The following is a 15,847-nucleotide window of genomic DNA, read 5'->3' as shown; positions in this document are numbered from 1 at the left end:
ATTCCCGTGGGAGACAAGGACCTCCGGGTCGGCCTGATCGGGGCCGGCCGGATGGGCGCGGACCACGCGCTGCGCCTCGAGAAGCGGATCAGCGGGGTGCGCCTGGCCGCGGTCGCCGACCCCGACCTGGGTCGCGCCGAGGGGGTCGCCGAGGCGAGCGGAGCGCGCGCGGTGGCCGACCCGCTGGAGATCATCGGCGACTCCGCGGTGGACGCGCTGGTGATCGCCTCGCCGGGAGCGGTGCACGAGCCGCTGCTGCTGGCTGCGATCGACAACGACGTGCCGGTGCTGTGCGAGAAGCCGCTGACGCCGGACGCGAAGTCCTCGCTGCGCGTGGTCGAGGCCGAGGAGGCGCGCGGCAAGCGGTTGGTGCAGGTCGGTTTCATGCGCCGCTTCGACGCCGAGTACGCCGAGCTCAAGCGGCTGCTCGACTCCGGCGACCTGGGCTCGCCGCTGATGCTGCACTGCGCGCACCGCAACGCGGCGACGCCACCGGGCTTCACCAGCGAGATGATGATCTACGACTCGGTGGTGCACGAGTTCGACACCGCGCGCTGGCTGCTCGACAGCGAGATCTCGGCGGTCTCGGTGCGCGCTCCCCGGTCGAGCTCGGCGGCGCCGGAGGGGCTGCTGGACCCGCAGATGGTCACCATCGAGACCGCGCGCGGCGCGCTGGTCGACGTGGAGATCTTCGTCAACTGCGGGTTCGGCTACCAGGTCCGCTGCGAGGCGGTGGGCGAGCGCGGGACCGCGCTCATCGGAGCCGACGGCGGACCGCTGGTGCACCGCGAGGGCCGGTGGGGCGGAACGATCACCGAGGACTTCCGCGACCGCTTCGGCGCGGCCTTCGACCGCGAGTTCCAGCGCTGGGCCGACGCCGCGCGCCGCGGGGAGGTGGACCGCACCGCCGCGAGCACCTGGGACGGCTACGCCGCGGCGGCCGCCTGCGAGGCGGGCGTCCGAGCCCAGGCCGGCGACGGCCGCTCCGAAGTCGACCTGGTCGAGCGCCCGGCGTTCTACGGCAGGACCTGACCGGCCGAGCGCCGTTCTCTCGCGCGAGGAGCCCAGCGCGCAACTCCTGCTGGGCCCCTCGCGCGCTGCGGAGCACGGGCGGTCAGCGGACGTGAGGCCAGCCCCGATCCCAGCCGAGCAGGTTGATGCCCAGCTCGTGGGCGCCGCCCTCGTCGGCGTCGTAGTAGTGGTAGACGAGCAGATCGCCGTCGGAATCGCCCAGCACGCTCTGCCCGCCCGGGCCGACGACGTTGTCGTGGCTCGCGAGGACCTCGGTGCCGCCGCCCTCGGTCATCGGCGTGCCGCTCCGGTCCAGGTACGGCCCGGTGGGTTCGGTGGAACGACCGACCACGATCCGGTACGTGCTGTCCACGCCCTGGCAGCACCGGCCGAACGAGACGAACAGGTAGAACATCCCGTCGCGCTCGACGATCGCGGGCGCTTCGACGGCGTGCGGGTCCTGCGGTCGGGTGGCCAGGCGGTGCACGGTCTGATCGCCGGGCGCCCGCATGCCCGTGGCCGGATCGAGCCGGATCATCCGGATCCCGGTCCAGAACGAGCCGAACGACAACCACCAGCGCCCCTGCGAGTCCACCAGCAGGTTGGGGTCGATCGCGTTGTGGTCGTCGGCGGTCGTGGTGGCGTGCACGACGCCGCGGTCCTGCCAGCTCCCCGGCTGCCCGGTGGGGCTGGTGGCCAGGCCGATCGCGGAGTGGTTGGAGCCGAAGCTCGATGCCGAGTAGTACATCCAGTACTGCCCGTCGTGGAACGAGATGTCCGGCGCCCAGACGTCGCCGTCGGCGTTGTAGTCGAACACCCACGCCGGCACCGAGGCGAGGGCCGACCCGGCCCGGTCGAAGCGGGTGCGGTCGGGCGAGCTGCGCATCTCGATGCGGTCGTGCGTGGAGTAGAGCAGGTACCCGGAATCGGTGCGCACCATCGACGGGTCGTGCGCGGCGACGTCACCGGTCACGACACCGGGCATCGGGTAGTCGGCGGCGGAGGAGGGAACTGCGGAGGCGAGCGCGCTCACCGCGGTGACCAGCACGAGCAGACGACTTCGCACGTCGTTGTCTCCTCTCCGGCGGTTCGCGGCGGCGACCACGTCCCGGCACGAGTGGTTCCGGGGCGTACCGCCTCGGAAGCGGGGTGGAAGTGCGTGACGCGTGGGGAGATTCGGAACCGCGGGAAGTGAGCGCTAACATGTCGCGGCGGTTCTGAAGCGGACATTACGACTCCGGTGCCGGGTGGTCAAATCACGCCTCCCGGACTGGTGCTTCCGGTGAAACCTGCGCTGTCCTGCGTCGATTCAGCCTTGCGCAGGCCTGCCGGAGATGTGGTACCGCCAACGCCGGATTCCGGAGTCGGCGTGCGGAGGCCGAGCGGGGGAGTCCCGCGTCGGCGCGGAAGTTCGGCCGGGGCCGCGCGCCGGAGCGGCACCGCGACGGCCAGCGGGCGGGCGACGAAATCGGCTGGCACGTGCGGGTGCGCCGCTCTAGTCTCGCCGCCGTGATCTACGAGCACCCGTTGGCCTACCTGCTCGGCCTGGAAGGCATCGCCCTGTTGCGCGGGTTCGTCGGGGAATTCGACCGCGAGTTCACCGAGTCGCGGATCGCCGAGGTCCGCGGGCTGCTCCAGGACGAGTCCCTGGCCGGCGCCGCCGCGGACGTGCGGCGCGTGGACGCGGTCGAGGGCTACCGGGCGTGGGCGGACACCTACGACGAGCCGGGCAACGCGGCGTTCGAGATCGACGAGCCCGAGGTGAAGCGGATCGTCGACGCCTTGCCGCCGGGGGACGCGTTGGACGCGGCGTGCGGTACCGGCCGGTACGCGCAGTGGCTCGCCGAGCGCGGCCATCGAGTCATCGGCGTGGACAGCTCGCCCGACATGCTCGAGCGCGCCCGCGCGCGAGTGCCTAGCGGCGAGTTCCTGCTCGGCGATCTGCACCGCCTGCCGGTGGCCGACTCCGCAGTGGACCTGGTCGCGTGCGGCCTCGCGCTGACGCACCTGCCCGCGGTGCGACCGGCGATCGCCGAGTTCGCCAGGGCGCTGCGTCCGGGCGGGCACCTGATCATCGCCGACGTGCACCCGGAGGCGGTGGCGCGGGGCTCGATCCCACCGGTGCGCGACTCGGACGGGCGCCCGGGACGACTGGTCAGCCATCGTCACCTGGTCGGGGACTACCTGCGCGCCGCGCTGCCGGTGGGCTTGCAACTCCGGAGCTGCGAGGAGCCCCGCATGCCGACCGCGAACCGCTCCGAACCGGCGGAGCCCTCGACCCCCGCGACCACGGCGGGTTCCTGGCACACCTGGCCGTGGAGCTTGACCGGACTGATCCCCGAAGCAGCACGTGCCGCCACGGACACCCCGGCGATGATCATCTGGCACTTCCAGCTGGCCGAGTCGTGACGGCACCCGGTCGGCCCGGCGCAGCACATCGCTGACCAGGCGGCGCGGGTCGACCGGATGGGCGCGGTTTCCCGTGCTGGCGGGATCACCGCTTCACCAACGCTGAACGGGGTCGCATGATGGCCGCGGTGGACCGGGATCTTCCGAATCGGCGAGGAGGAGGCGGACGTGCGTGGTGCGCGCTGGGTGAATCGGCCGGAGGGGTCCAACTGGGGCGATTTCGGCCCGGACGACCGGCTGGGGCGGATCAACCTGCTGACCCCGGAGCGGGTGCGCGCCGCAGCGGCCGAGGTGATCGACGGGGTGCGGCACTGCCTGAGCCTGCCGCTGACCCTGCCGGGCGGCAGCGAGCTCAACCCCAACCGGCGGCCACCGGTGCTGCGGCCCACCCGCCGCCCCGGCGAGGTGAACTTCAACTTCGAGATGCGCCGGATCCAGGACGGGCGCACCGACGTGCTCAGCGACGACCTGGCCGTGCTGCACCTGCAGTACTCGACGCAGTGGGACTCGCTGGCGCACGCCGGGGCGCTGTTCGACGCCGACGGCGACGGCATCCCCGAACCGGTGTACTACAACGGCTACCGCGCGGGCGTCGACGTCCTCGGGCCCGAGGAGCTGACCGACTCGGGATTCGCCGACCTGGACGAGCGGACCACCTCGTCGGGCGGTCCGCTGGGCATCGAGCACCTCGCCCGAGCGGGGGCGCAGGGCCGCGGCGTGCTGATCGACCTGCGCCACCACCTCGGCGACGAGCGCACCCCGGTCGGCTACGACCTGCTCGCCGAGATCATGGCGGCCGACGGCGTCGAGGTCGGGGAGGGAGATCTGGTGTGCCTGCACACCGGATTCGGGCAGCGGCTGGTCGACATGGGCGGCGACCCGGATCCCGAGGTGCTGCACGGCGCCTGCGCCGCGCTCGACGGTCGCGACGAGCGGCTCAAGCGGTGGATCACCGAGACCGGGCTGGCCGCGCTCATCGCCGACAACTACGCCGTCGAGCAGCTCCCGGCGCGCCCGGCCGATCCGCCCGCGCCCGCCCTGCCGCTGCACGAGCACTGCCTGTTCAAGCTCGGCGTGCACCTCGGCGAGCTGTGGTACCTCACCCCGCTGGCCGCCGATCTGCGCGCGCGTGGTCGCTCCCGGTTCCTGCTGACCGCCCCGCCCCTGCACCTGCCCGGAGCGGTCGGCTCGCCCGCCAACCCGATCGCGACCCTGTGACTCGTTCGGCGAGGCCGGGATCCGGGCTCAGGCGAGCGCGACGGTGCACGCCGCGGCGACGAGCAGCAGCAGGTAGCCCCACGCGTGCACCGCTTCCGGGACCCGGGGCGGCCGCCTGCGCAGCAGCACGATGACCGGCATCGCCCCGGTGAGCAGGGCGAGCGCGGCGCGGACGTCCACCGCCCCCACGACGCCGGGAGCGCTCGCGTCCGCCGGCCCGAGCAGCACGACCGCGACCGCCGGCGCGACGATCGCCAGGGTGAGCGGGTTCGCCAAGGTCGTCGCCACCGCCATCGGGGCCCCGGACCGGCGCATCACCGGCACCGTCAGCACGCTGCCCCCGACGCCGAGGAACGCCGCGATCGCGCCGATCGGCAGCCCCAGCGCCGTGGGGACGCCGGTCGCGCCGGTGCGGTCGGGATCGGTGCGCCGGGATCCGCCGAAGAAGCCGGGGCGCACCAGCAGGTCGACCACGGTGGCGCCGACGTAGGCGACGAACCCCCAGCGGAGCGCGGCTTCCGGCGCACCGCCCGCGGCTGCGGCGCCCACCGCCCCGCCCGCCGCCAGCAACAGCAACAACCCGGTGCGGCCGCGGAGCGCGCGGAGCACCTCGGGTCGGGTCGACGCGGTGGCGACCGCCGCGTTCACCAGCATCACCAGCGCCGAGGTCGCGGCGGCCACCTGCGCTGCCCGATCGCCGAGGCCGGCGTCGGCCACGGTGATGATCGGCACGGTGACGAATCCACCGCCGAAGCCGAACAGCGCGGTGGTCAGACCGACGAGGACACCGACGAGGACGAGCAGCAGCGATTCCACGCCGCCGAGCACATCGCACGGGCGCCGGGGCCGGCAATCGATGCTCCGCCGAGGGTTTTCGAGACCTCGCCATATCCTGGAGGGCGTGCGCAACGCCCGCCTCGCCGACCACGACCACCTGCCGGTCGACGTCCTGCCGATCGGCACCCGCTACCCGCCCGACTTCCTGCTGGCCCGCCACCGGCACCGCCGGGCGCAGCTGCTCTACGGCGCGACCGGGGTCATGCTCGTGGAGACCGACGAGGGCTCGTGGACCGTTCCCGCCGACCGCGCGGTGCTCATCCCGGCGGGGGTCGAGCACGAGGTGCGCATGCTCGACGTCACGACGTGGAGCCTCTACGTCGAACCCGACGCGGTGCCGTGGTGGCCGACCAGGTGCACCGTGGTCGAGGTCGAGCCGCTGCTGCGCGAGCTGGTCCGGGCGGCGAACGAGCTCGAAGCCGACTACGACGTAGACGGCCGCGACGGCGCGCTGGTCCGGCTCGTACTGCACGAGCTGCAGCGGGTCTCGCCGCTCCCGCTGCGGATCTCGCTGCCGCCCGGCGCCCCGCTCCGCCCGCTGTGCCGCGCCTACCTCGCGGCGCCCGACGTCGCCGTGTCGAACGCGGACTGGGCGCGGGCGGCCGGGATGAGCGAGCGAACCCTCGATCGCAGCTTCCGGGCCGCGACGGGGATGAGCCCGGCGGCGTGGCGCGCCCGGGCGCGCGTGCTGGCGAGCCTCCCGCTGCTGCGCACGTGCACGGTCACCGAGACCGCCGGGCGCCTGGGCTACGCGTCGCCCGCCGCGTTCACCCGGGCCATCGGCCGGAACCCGTCGTCGTTCCGGGGAGCACCGGGCGACTGACGAGCGGGTGTGATGCGGGCCCGCCTAGCCTGGACCGGCGCGCGGCTCGCCGGAAGACTGCGGGCGCGGCTTTCCGGATCAGGTGGAGGTTGGTGTGCTCGTCGACATCGCGGAGTTCAACTTCGAGGTCGGAGGTCTGGTCGAGGGGATCTGGAGCTCCCGCCGGGACCACGACTTCTCCCGGCTGGTGGAGGCGATGGACGACGACTGGCCCGCGGTCCTGGTGCTCTGCGAGGGCGCGTTCTACGAGCACAACGGCAGCGCGGGAGCCTTCGGCGCGGCGGCGGCGATGCGGGAGGCCGGTGGCAGGCCCTACGTTCCGCTGCTGGGCACGCTGACCGGTGATCGCGGTCCGATGGCGCCGGTGGTGTTCGTCGACCCGCAGGTGATCACCGTGCACCACTGGTTCTCCGGGCGCGAGCCCGATCACCTCGCGCACCGGACGAACCTGCTGGTCGCGTCGCTGGCGGGAAGCAGCGAGAAGTGGCGGCTGGTGGCCGCGCACTGGGACGTCAACGACGAGCTCGCCCGGCTGCGCGACGCGCGCAACCTCCGCCCGTACGCCCGGCCGGACGTGCCGTGCGCGGTGGTGGGCGATTTCAACTCGCACCCCTCGGGGCCGCACTGGCGCGTGGACAACTTCGACCAGGCGCCCGCCTGGCGGCGCTACACGAAGACGCACTGGCCACCGGAGATCGGCCCGGACGGCACCCCGGTCGACGAACGCGCGACCGAGGCGCTGGACTTCCTGCTCGGTCGCTGGCACGAGCCGACCGGGCGGCGGCAGGGCGGTGCGGGATTCCACTGCGCCGCCGAGCTGTTCGACGACCGCACGCCCACGGTCAACGGGGGAGCGCCGGGGACCTTCGGGCCGATGACCCTGGACCGGGTGCTGGTCAACGACGGGTTCAAGGACCGCCTGACCGACTACCGGGTCCACCTCCCGAAGGATCCCGCCGACCCGCCGTCGGACCACCGCAGGATCACGGCGACGCTCGACATCTGATCCGCGCGAGCTGCGGTGCCTCCGCGCGAGGGGGCACCGCGCTCCGCGTCAGGGCTTGCGGGCCACCAGGGCCGCGATGCAGTGCTCGGCCTGGTTGAGCGGCCGCAGCCGGGGGCCGGTGGGCCACCAGCGGTCGCAGAGCTCGACATCGGCCGGGGCGTCCGGGCCGGGCGGCATGATCTCCATGCCGGGTACCAGCGCGCGGATCTCCGAGCGGGTGCGGAAGCGGCCCGAGCCCATCGGGCTGTGCAGGAACAGCTCCTCCATCCTGCGGGCCAGCTCGCTGTGCTCGGGCGTCTCCGGGTCGAAGAAGTGCGCGATGGCCACGAAGCTGCCCGGGGCGAGCGCGTCGATGAAGGCGCGCATCATCTCCGGGCCGTCCTCGCCCAGGTAGTGGTGCAGGGTGCCGACGTGCAGCAACCCCACCGGCTGGTCGAAGTCCAGCTGGCCGCGGACGGTCTCGTGGGCCAGCACCTCCTCCGGTTTGAAGATGTCGGCCGCCGCGAAGTGGGTGAACCCGTTCTCCTCCAGCAGCGCGCGCCCGTGCGCGAGCACCACCGGATCGTTGTCCACGTAGACCACCCGGGACTCGGTGTCCAGGCGCTGCACGATCTGGTGGGTGTTCTCCGCAGTGGGCAGGCCCGAGCCGCAGTCCAGGAACTGCTTGATCCCGCCCTGGTCGGCCAGGAACTGGCACGCGCGCTGCAGGAACTTGCGGTTGGACCACGCGAGGTCGTTGACCTCCGGAGCCGCCTGGGCGACCTGCTGCAGGACCAGCCGGTCGACCTCGAAGTTGTCCTTGCCGTTGAGCGCGGCGTCGTAGACCCTGGCGATGCTCGCGGTGGTGGTGTCGACCCCCACCGGTGCGGAACTGGGTGCTTTGGACGGTGTTTCGGACATGCCAGCTCCCCGCAGCTAGATCACGAATGCACGGACACGGTACCCGACGATTACCTCCGGGGAACCAACGAGGACCGTCGATCCGAGGATCGCGCAGGTCTCGGGGGAGTGAGGACGCTCACCGCCGCGCGTCGGGCCTGTCAGCCCCGCAGGTGACACCGAGACCCCGGCACGGGGGCTGACCAGACCTGCGGGCGGCGCGATGCGGCGTAGTTCGACGCCGGCCGCGTACGCCGATGTCGAGCGCGCGATCGCCGGCTTGCGGGCGATCAGCTCTCTGCCCCTGCTCGTCCAGGTGGCCGATGCTCTGCAGCTGCGGTTGCCGTAACTCCGGTGAGGTGCCCGATCGGGCATTGTCAATCGTTTACCGATGGCTGATCCTGCTCTCCGAAGCTTTGATCGTTCGAACCGGCACCGCCGCGCGGCCGGAGCGCAGCGCGGCGGCGACCAGAGGAGGATTCGTGCCGCACCGCAGACTCGGGCCCACCGCACTGGACCGCAGGCAGCTGTTCCGCATCGCCGGAGCCGCGGGAGCCGCTGCGGCGACGGGCATCGGCGTGCCCGTCGCCGCCGGCGCGGCCGGCGCGCCCCCGGGGCCGTTCGACCTCCACTTCGACACCGCGCACCAGCACCGCCCGTTCGACCTGCTCTCCCCGGGCTTCGTGCTGCACGAGAGCGGGCCCGCGCGGCTGCGCGAAGTGCTGCGCACCGAGCGCGAGCCGATCGCCCCCTACGCCACGCTCGTGCTGGAGGTGGCCGACGCCGGTTCCGGCGTGCGCGCCGGTCTGGCCACCGGTACCGACTCGGTGATGGCCGTGCACGACCCGGCCACCGGCGAGGTCTCGGTGCAGGTCACCCGGAACGGCAGCACCACCGTGGTGGGCACCGCGACCGCCGAGCTCGGCACGTCCCACACCTTCGCCTTCGTGCTCAACGAGAACTTCGTGACCGCGCTGGCCGACACCGGCGACGGTTGGCGGCCCCTGCTGCGCGAGCGGGTCAACGAGGTCGTCGACCTGCGCGACCCGGCGGTCCTGGTCGAGCACACCTTCGGCTACGGCCCGCGCGAGGACGGCGCCGCGCTGGAGATCGCCTCGGCGCGCGCCGGTTACTACGGCGCGGTGGGCGTGCGCGACCCCCACCTGGTCACCCACGCCGACGGGACGCCCTACATCCGCGCGGGCAAGGCCTACCTGACCATGACCAACGCGGGCCTGGGCTTCTTCCAGACCGCGCACTGGGGCGTGTGGGAGCTGGACCTGGCCGATCCCACCGTCCTCCGGCAGGTCGCGCACCTGTTCTTCCAGCGCGACGGCGCGGTGCTCGGCGACCACGCCGGGCACCTGGTCTTCGACGACCTCGCCGGCGAGTTCATCGTCACCGCCAGCGGCTGGGGCGACTTCGCCGGCGACGGCCTGCGCTGCCACATCGCGCGCACCCGCGAGGACGTGCTCTCCGGGGTGCACGTGCTGGAATCCCGGCCGATGGCCCTGCCCACCGAGGCCAGCGGCGCCTGGGACCCGGCCCTGGCCCGCATCGACGGCACCTGGCACGTCGCGTTCGTGGAAAGCCCGTCGCAGGACCCGTTCCAGTTCCACCCGGCCCTGGCCACCGGCGCGAGCCTGGACGAGCTCGCCCCGGTCGCCGCGGACACCTCGCTGGACCAGACCGAGGGCACCATCCTGCAGAAGATCGGCGGCACCTGGTACCTGCTGGCCAGCGACGGCGACGCCCGCAACTACCGGGTCTACGACCTGGGCATGGAGTTCCTGGGCACGCTCGACGCGCCGTACGGCACCAACATCCCGCACCCGATGATCATCCCGGTGCCGGAGCAGGGGGAGACCCGCTACCTCATGGTCACCTTCGACGGCGCGCAGTACGCCGAACCCGTCCTCGGCTACGGCACGCACGGCGACTTCTACGTCATGACCGCCCCGGAAACCCGCCCGGGATACGAGTTCCCGCCTCGCTGACGGTGCGGGTGCGCCCGCCGCGCCGGCGGGCGCACCCGCGCGAGCCTCAGCCGGTGGCGATCGAGAGCCGCCGCAGCGCCCGGTCGGCGGAAGCCGCCGCGTCGCCACCGGTGCGCCCTTCGCCCCAGGAGACCAGCGCGGCGAAGGCGGTCGCCTGGTAGCCGCTGGCGATCGCCTCGGCCTCGGCGGGGGAGAGCTCCGGTGCGCGCTGCCGGAGGAACCGGGCGAGCTCGTCGATCCACGGCCGGTAGGCCCCGGGCGCGGAGCCGGCGAGCTCCGGTTCCGAGGCGACCACGCGGATCCAGTCGGTCCCGGCGGGCGTCATCGGATCGTCCGAAATGGACTCGACGATCGCGCGCCGGGCCGCCACGTCCACCGGCACGTCGGCGGGGGTTTCGGCGAGCGCCGCGCGCAGTCGGCGAGTCGCACCGGGCACGCCGACCCAGGCGATGTCGGACTTGCGCGCGAAGTGGCGGACCAGGGTGCGCACGCTGACCCCGGTGGCCTCGGCGATGTCCCGCCATCCCACGGCCTGGTAGCCGTGCTCGCTCCACAGCCGGAAGGTCGCGGTGGCGATGGCGCCGCGGTCGAGCACGGTCGGCCTGCCGCGCTGCGCGCGGGCGTCGCTGGAGCTCACGTGCCCGACGATAGCGAACCCGACCTCCTCCCGCGCCGCTTTTTGGCTCGATTGGCCAAAAAGGTGCTAGGCTCGGGAACGGCAGTGCGGCGGGAGGAGGCGCTCGTGGGCACCTACGCGGTCACCGGATCGGCGTCCGGCATGGGCCGGGCCGCAGCCGACAAGCTCCGCGCCGCCGGGCACACCGTCATCGGAGTGGACCTCGCCGACGCGGAGGTGAACGCCGATCTCTCCGCGGGCGGGGGTCGCCGCGAGGCGGCCGAAGCGGTGCTCGCGGCCGCGGGCGACCACCTCGACGGTGCCGTCCTCGCGGCCGGGATCGGCCCCGTGTCGGGGCGCGAACGGGCGATCGCGCAGGTCAACTACCTCGGCGCGGTCGACCTGCTCCGAACTTGGCGACCCGCGCTGCGGGAGGGCAAGGTCGTGGTCTTCGCCAGCAACTCGACCACCGCCACCCCGCTGGTGCCGCGCCGGGCCGTGCGCGCCCTGCTGGCCGACGATCCCGACCGGGCCGTGCGCAGCGCGCGGATGTTCGGCCGAGCCGCCCCGCTGATGGTCTACGCCGCGACCAAGCTCGCCCTCACCCGCTGGGTGCGGCGCAACGCGGTGCGGCCGGAATGGGCGGGGGAGGGCATCCGGCTGAACGCGCTGGCCCCGGGAGCGGTGCGCACGCCGCTGCTGGAGCGCCAGCTGGCCGAACCCGTCGGGGCGAAGGCCTTCCGCTCCTTCCCGGTGCCCATCGGCGGGTTCGGAGATCCGGACCAGCTGGGCGACTGGGTGGTGTTCCTGCTCTCCGACGCGGCCGACTTCCTGGTCGGCAGCGTGCTCTTCGTCGACGGCGGATCGGACGCCTACCTGCGCCCGGACGCCTGGCCGCAACCGGTCCGGCTGCCGGGCCTGGTGGGCTACGTCCGCCGGATGCGGGAGTTCGCGCGGCGTCGAGCGGGGTGACCGGCGGAAGAGCACGACGGATCTCGACAGCGGAGGAGGTCTCGATGCCGGACGTGTTGGCCCCCGCGACCTTGGGCCCGGTGCGGTTGCGAAATCGGGTCATCAAGGCCGCCACCTACGAGAAGGCCGCCCGACGCGGGCAGGTCAGCGACGACCTGATCGACTTCCACCTGCGGCACGCCGAGGGCGGAGCGGGCATGACCACCCTCGCCCACTGCGCCGTCTCGCCGGAGGGCCGCACCGACGGTCACCAGCTCGTCTGGCGGCCCGAAGCGGCCCCCGGGCTGCGGCGGCTCACCGAGGCGGTGCACGCGCGGGGAGCGGCGATCTCCGCGCAGCTCGGCCACGCCGGACCGGTCGCCGACCCGACCAGGACAGGCCTGCCCGCGCTCGGGCCCAGCAGATCGCTGAACCCGCACTCCCTGCGCCAGGTCAGAACCGCGACCACCGCCGACCTCGACCGCGTGGTGCGCGCGCACGCCGACGCGGCGCGCATGGCGGTCGACACCGGCTTCGACGCCGTCGAGGTCCACCTGGGGCACAACTACCTGGCCAGCTCGTTCCTGAGCCCGAAGCTCAACAGGCGCACCGACGCCTACGGCGGTGGCCTGCGCAACCGCGCTCGCCTCGCGCTGCGCATCATGCGGGCCGTCCGCGACGCGGCGGGTGACCGGCTGGCGGTCCTGGCCAAGCTGAACATGGACGACGGTGTGCCCGGCGGCTTCCGGCTGGACGAGGCGATCGCGGTCGCGCGGTGGCTGGAGGCCGAGGGCACCGCGGACGCGCTGGAGATGACCGCGGGCAGCTCCCTGCGCAACCCGATGTACCTGTTCAGGGGCGACGCGCCGGTGCGCGAGTTCGCCGAGGTGATGCCCCGGCCCCTGCGCGCCGGGGTGAAGCTCGTCGGCGGCTGGTTCCTGCGCGAGTACCCCTACCGGGACGCCTACCTGCTCGACGACGCCCGCCGGGTCCGGGCGGCGGTCGACCTGCCGATGGTGCTGCTCGGCGGGGTGACCACCCGCGAGGTCATGGACACCGCGATGCGCGAGGGCTTCCAGTTCGTCGCGATGGCCCGGGCCCTGCTGCGGGAGCCCGACCTGATCAACCGCATCGCCGCCGACCCCGCGACGCGCTCCCTGTGCGACCACAACAACCGCTGCGTGCCCACCGTGTTCACCGGCACCCGCTGCGTCCTGCGCGAAGGCGGTCACGGCCCGCCGTGACCGGCGCAGGCCGAGCGTCGCGCGTCGTGCGTCGCAGTTTGGCCGATAGCTGCACCCCCAGAGGGGGTGCAGCTATCGGCCAAACTGCTGGAACCCTCGCTCTCCGTCAGGTTTGCGCCGGGGCGGGGGTGGTTTCGGTGAGGTTGCGCTTGTAGGTCTCGCTGAGCAGGTAGGTGCACACGAACGACGTCAGGCAGAGGACCACGACGTAGCCGGCGATGGACATCGAGGTGCCGGTGGCGCCGTAGAGGGCGGTGCAGATCATCGGGGCGATGCCGCCGCCGAGGATCGAGGCCAGCTGGTAGGACAGCGTGGCGCCGCTGTAGCGCAGCCGGGTGCTGAACAGCTCGGAGAAGAACGCCGACTGCGGTCCGTAGACCGCCGTGCGGCAGGCCTGCACGACGATGCCCGCCAGCAGGAACAGCCCGATCACACCGGTGTCGACCAGCATGATCCACGGGACGGCGAACAGCGCGAGAACCGCCATGCCGCCCAGGGACATGACGCGTCGTCCCACGCGGTCGGAGAGCAGCCCGAAGGCCATCATCAGCGGGATGTCGATCGCGGCCAGCAGCGCGTTGGCGCTGAGGATCGTGGTGCGGTCGTAGTCCAGCGACGTGGTCGTGTAGGAGACGATCCAGGTGGTGCCCACGTAGAAGGTGGCGTTGGTGGCGATGAACGAGCCCGCTGCGAGCAGGATCGTCCTCGGGTGGCGGCGCAGCACCTCGACCACCGGCATCCGCTCTGCGCGCTCCTGCTCCTTGCGGTCCATGGCCTCCTGGAAGACCGGGCTCTCGCTGATCTTGAGCCGGATGGCGAAGCCGACCACGATCAGCAGCGCGCTGCACAGGAACGGAATCCGCCAGCCCCACGTGAGGAAGGCCTGCTCGGACATGGTCGCCGACATCGCCGTGAAGGTCAGGTTGCCCAGCAGCAGACCGGCGGGCACGCCCACCTGCGGCCAGCTCCCGTAGAAGCCGCGGCGGTTCTTCGGCGCGTGCTCGACCGCCATCAGCGCGGCACCGCCCCACTCGCCGCCCACGCCGATGCCCTGGGCGAAGCGCAGCAAGGTCAGCAGGATCGGCGCCCAGACGCCGATGCTGGCGTAGGTCGGCAGAACACCCATCAGCAGGGTGGCCAGGCCCATCAGCATCAGCGAGGTGATCAGCATGGGCTTCCGGCCGTGCTTGTCGCCGAAGTGGGCGAACAGCACGCCGCCGATCGGCCGGGCGAGGAAGCCGACGGCGAAGGTCGCGAACGCCGCGACGGTGCCGACGACCGGGTCGAACTCGGGGAAGAACAGCTGGTTGAACACCAGCGCGGCGGCGGTGCCGTAGATGAAGAAGTCGTACCACTCGATGGTGGTGCCGATGAGGCTGGCGAGCGCTACTCGGCGTGCGCTGTTCGGGGTGGCGGCCATCTCGGTCGTCCTCCGGTCGCGGTCTGGAGCACTGTGGCGCAGATAACTAACGGTGTAAGTTTTAGGCACCGTAGCCATTGGGGCGAAACGCCACAAGGGGAGCCGGCGGGCGGATCGACGAGGGTCGTCGCGATTCCCGCGCGTCGGGAGCGCGGCGCGACCGAGCTTCCGGAGCGGCGGTAGTTCGTGCGTCGCGGTGAGCAGCGGAGGGTCGCCGGTCGTCGCCGCCGGGAGGCCTGCTCGGCCCGTCGGCGGGGCGTGCGAGGATGACCGGGCTGGGTGTGGTTCTTCGATCTGCGGGGGCGCGGGAGTGACGGCTCGGATTCCGGTGCTCGTGCTGGCGGGCTACCTGGGCTCGGGCAAGACGACGCTGCTCAACCACCTGCTGCGCAACAACGACGGGCGTCGGATCGGCGTGCTGGTCAACGACTTCGGCAGCATCAACATCGACGCGATGACCGTCGCCGGTCAGGTCGACGCGGCGATGTCGCTGGAGAACGGCTGCCTGTGCTGCGCGGTCGACGCCGACGGCGTCGACCCGATGCTGGAGCGGCTGGCCTACCCGGGCGCGCCGGTGGACGTCATCGTGATCGAGGCCAGCGGGATCGCGGAGCCGCGGCAGCTGGTCCGGATGGTGCTGTCCACGGAGAACCCGCACATCGAGTTCGGCGGCATGGTGGAGGTCGTCGACGCCGCCGAGTTCGACGACACCCGCGCGCGGCACCCCGAGCTCGACGACCACGTGCGCTTCGCCGACCTGGTGGTGGTCAACAAGACCGACCGCCTCGACGCGGCCGAGCGCGAGCGCGTGATCGGCTCGGTCCGCGAGATCGCCGATGGCGCCGTGCTGCCCGCCGAGCACGGCAGGATCTCCCCGGGGATCCTGTTCGACGATCCCGCTGTTCGCGAGTCCGCCGAAGTCGCGCGGCAGCTGTCCTTCGCCGACCTCGACCACGACGAGCACGGCTGCCGCGACGAGCACATGCACGCGGCCTACCAGTCCGTGGAGTTCGTCTCCGACCGCCCGCTGAACCCCTCGGCGTTCCTGCGCTTCCTCACCGAGCGCAGCCGCGGGGTGTACCGGATCAAGGGGCCGATCGACTTCGGCGCGTCCGGGGAGCAGCGGCGGTACGTGCTGCACACCGTCGGCGTGTACGCCAGGTTCGAGCGCTCCCGCTGGCCCGCGGGCCAGCGCCGGACCAGCCTGGTGCTCATCGGCACAGACCTGGACGCCGACGACCTCACCGGCAAGCTGGAGTCCTGCGTGGATCCCGATCCCGACACCGTCGACGAGTACGGCGCGCTCGGTCTCGCCCGCTTCGTGCAGGCCTGACGCCGGTGCGGCCGGCCAACGAGCCGGGGCGGCGACGCCGGGCGGGCCGAGGCCGGCGTCACGCCTCGTGCGGCCGGTGCGCGGCGGCGTCGGCGGCTGCGGC

14 protein-coding genes are annotated in these 15,847 nt (G+C 72.8%); 9 read left to right on the top strand and 5 right to left on the bottom strand.

Annotation, left to right across the window (positions count from 1 at the left end; all coding sequences use genetic code 11):
• Window positions 1-6 precede the first annotated feature (6 nt).
• Window positions 7-1,032, top strand: coding sequence for a Gfo/Idh/MocA family protein (locus ACFQRI_RS25335; protein ID WP_380672834.1), 1,026 nt, complete (start codon window positions 7-9; stop codon window positions 1,030-1,032).
• Window positions 1,033-1,114: 82 nt separating this feature from the next.
• Here ACFQRI_RS25335 and ACFQRI_RS25330 read toward each other — a convergent pair whose 3' ends face one another.
• Window positions 1,115-2,077 carry an arabinan endo-1,5-alpha-L-arabinosidase gene (locus ACFQRI_RS25330; protein WP_380672832.1) on the bottom strand — a complete coding sequence of 321 codons (963 nt, stop codon included), beginning with the start codon at window positions 2,075-2,077 and terminating at the stop codon, window positions 1,115-1,117.
• A gap of 443 nt (window positions 2,078-2,520) precedes the next feature.
• Between ACFQRI_RS25330 and ACFQRI_RS25325 the strand changes: the two genes are divergently transcribed.
• Both ACFQRI_RS25325 and ACFQRI_RS25320 read left to right on the top strand, forming a co-directional pair.
• Complete coding sequence (locus ACFQRI_RS25325) at window positions 2,521-3,420, top strand: class I SAM-dependent methyltransferase (RefSeq protein ID WP_380672830.1); 900 nt, start codon at window positions 2,521-2,523, stop codon at window positions 3,418-3,420.
• Between the two features lie 168 nt (window positions 3,421-3,588).
• Entirely contained in the window at window positions 3,589-4,638 is a 1,050-nt protein-coding gene (locus tag ACFQRI_RS25320; RefSeq protein WP_380672828.1) for a cyclase family protein, read from the top strand.
• A gap of 27 nt (window positions 4,639-4,665) precedes the next feature.
• Here the strand turns inward: ACFQRI_RS25320 and ACFQRI_RS25315 are convergent, their stop codons facing one another.
• Window positions 4,666-5,454 (bottom strand): TSUP family transporter, encoded by a 789-nt coding sequence (locus ACFQRI_RS25315; RefSeq protein WP_380672826.1) that lies wholly within the window; start codon window positions 5,452-5,454, stop codon window positions 4,666-4,668.
• Between the two features lie 85 nt (window positions 5,455-5,539).
• On the opposite strand from ACFQRI_RS25315, the gene ACFQRI_RS25310 reads away from it, so the two are divergent.
• A complete protein-coding gene (locus ACFQRI_RS25310) occupies window positions 5,540-6,298 on the top strand; it encodes an AraC family transcriptional regulator (RefSeq protein WP_380672824.1) in 759 nt (252 codons plus the stop codon).
• A 94-nt stretch (window positions 6,299-6,392) separates the two neighbouring features.
• Complete coding sequence (locus ACFQRI_RS25305; protein ID WP_380672822.1) at window positions 6,393-7,304, top strand: endonuclease/exonuclease/phosphatase family protein; 912 nt, start codon at window positions 6,393-6,395, stop codon at window positions 7,302-7,304.
• 48 nt (window positions 7,305-7,352) lie between these two features.
• On the opposite strand, the gene ACFQRI_RS25300 is transcribed toward ACFQRI_RS25305, so the two are convergent.
• A complete protein-coding gene (locus tag ACFQRI_RS25300) occupies window positions 7,353-8,204 on the bottom strand; it encodes an SAM-dependent methyltransferase (protein WP_380672820.1) in 852 nt (283 codons plus the stop codon).
• A gap of 461 nt (window positions 8,205-8,665) precedes the next feature.
• On the opposite strand from ACFQRI_RS25300, the gene ACFQRI_RS25295 reads away from it, so the two are divergent.
• Window positions 8,666-10,180: a hypothetical protein gene (locus tag ACFQRI_RS25295; RefSeq protein WP_380672818.1), complete on the top strand. Its 1,515-nt coding sequence runs from the start codon at window positions 8,666-8,668 to the stop codon at window positions 10,178-10,180.
• A 46-nt stretch (window positions 10,181-10,226) separates the two neighbouring features.
• On the opposite strand, the gene ACFQRI_RS25290 is transcribed toward ACFQRI_RS25295, so the two are convergent.
• Window positions 10,227-10,817, bottom strand: a complete 591-nt coding sequence (locus tag ACFQRI_RS25290; RefSeq protein ID WP_380672816.1) for a TetR/AcrR family transcriptional regulator — start codon at window positions 10,815-10,817, stop codon at window positions 10,227-10,229.
• 105 nt (window positions 10,818-10,922) lie between these two features.
• On the opposite strand from ACFQRI_RS25290, the gene ACFQRI_RS25285 reads away from it, so the two are divergent.
• Entirely contained in the window at window positions 10,923-11,768 is an 846-nt protein-coding gene (locus tag ACFQRI_RS25285) for an SDR family oxidoreductase (protein ID WP_380672814.1), read from the top strand.
• Window positions 11,769-11,812: 44 nt separating this feature from the next.
• The gene (locus tag ACFQRI_RS25280) at window positions 11,813-12,991 is read left to right on the top strand and encodes an NADH:flavin oxidoreductase (RefSeq protein WP_380672812.1); all 1,179 of its coding nucleotides are present in this window, start codon (window positions 11,813-11,815) and stop codon (window positions 12,989-12,991) included.
• A 106-nt stretch (window positions 12,992-13,097) separates the two neighbouring features.
• Here the strand turns inward: ACFQRI_RS25280 and ACFQRI_RS25275 are convergent, their stop codons facing one another.
• Window positions 13,098-14,411 (bottom strand): MFS transporter, encoded by a 1,314-nt coding sequence (locus ACFQRI_RS25275; protein ID WP_380672810.1) that lies wholly within the window; start codon window positions 14,409-14,411, stop codon window positions 13,098-13,100.
• A gap of 310 nt (window positions 14,412-14,721) precedes the next feature.
• Here ACFQRI_RS25275 and ACFQRI_RS25270 point away from each other — a divergent pair, with 310 nt between their 5' ends.
• Window positions 14,722-15,744, top strand: coding sequence for a CobW family GTP-binding protein (locus ACFQRI_RS25270; RefSeq protein WP_380672808.1), 1,023 nt, complete (start codon window positions 14,722-14,724; stop codon window positions 15,742-15,744).
• The last annotated feature ends 103 nt before the right edge of the window (window positions 15,745-15,847 follow it).

The sequence above is a fragment of the Saccharopolyspora griseoalba genome (genome assembly GCF_042665275.1).
Lineage (GTDB): Bacteria > Actinomycetota > Actinomycetes > Mycobacteriales > Pseudonocardiaceae > Saccharopolyspora > Saccharopolyspora griseoalba.
The sequence above is the reverse complement of the archived record's forward strand: the minus strand, read 5'-3'. Positions and strand labels throughout refer to the sequence as shown.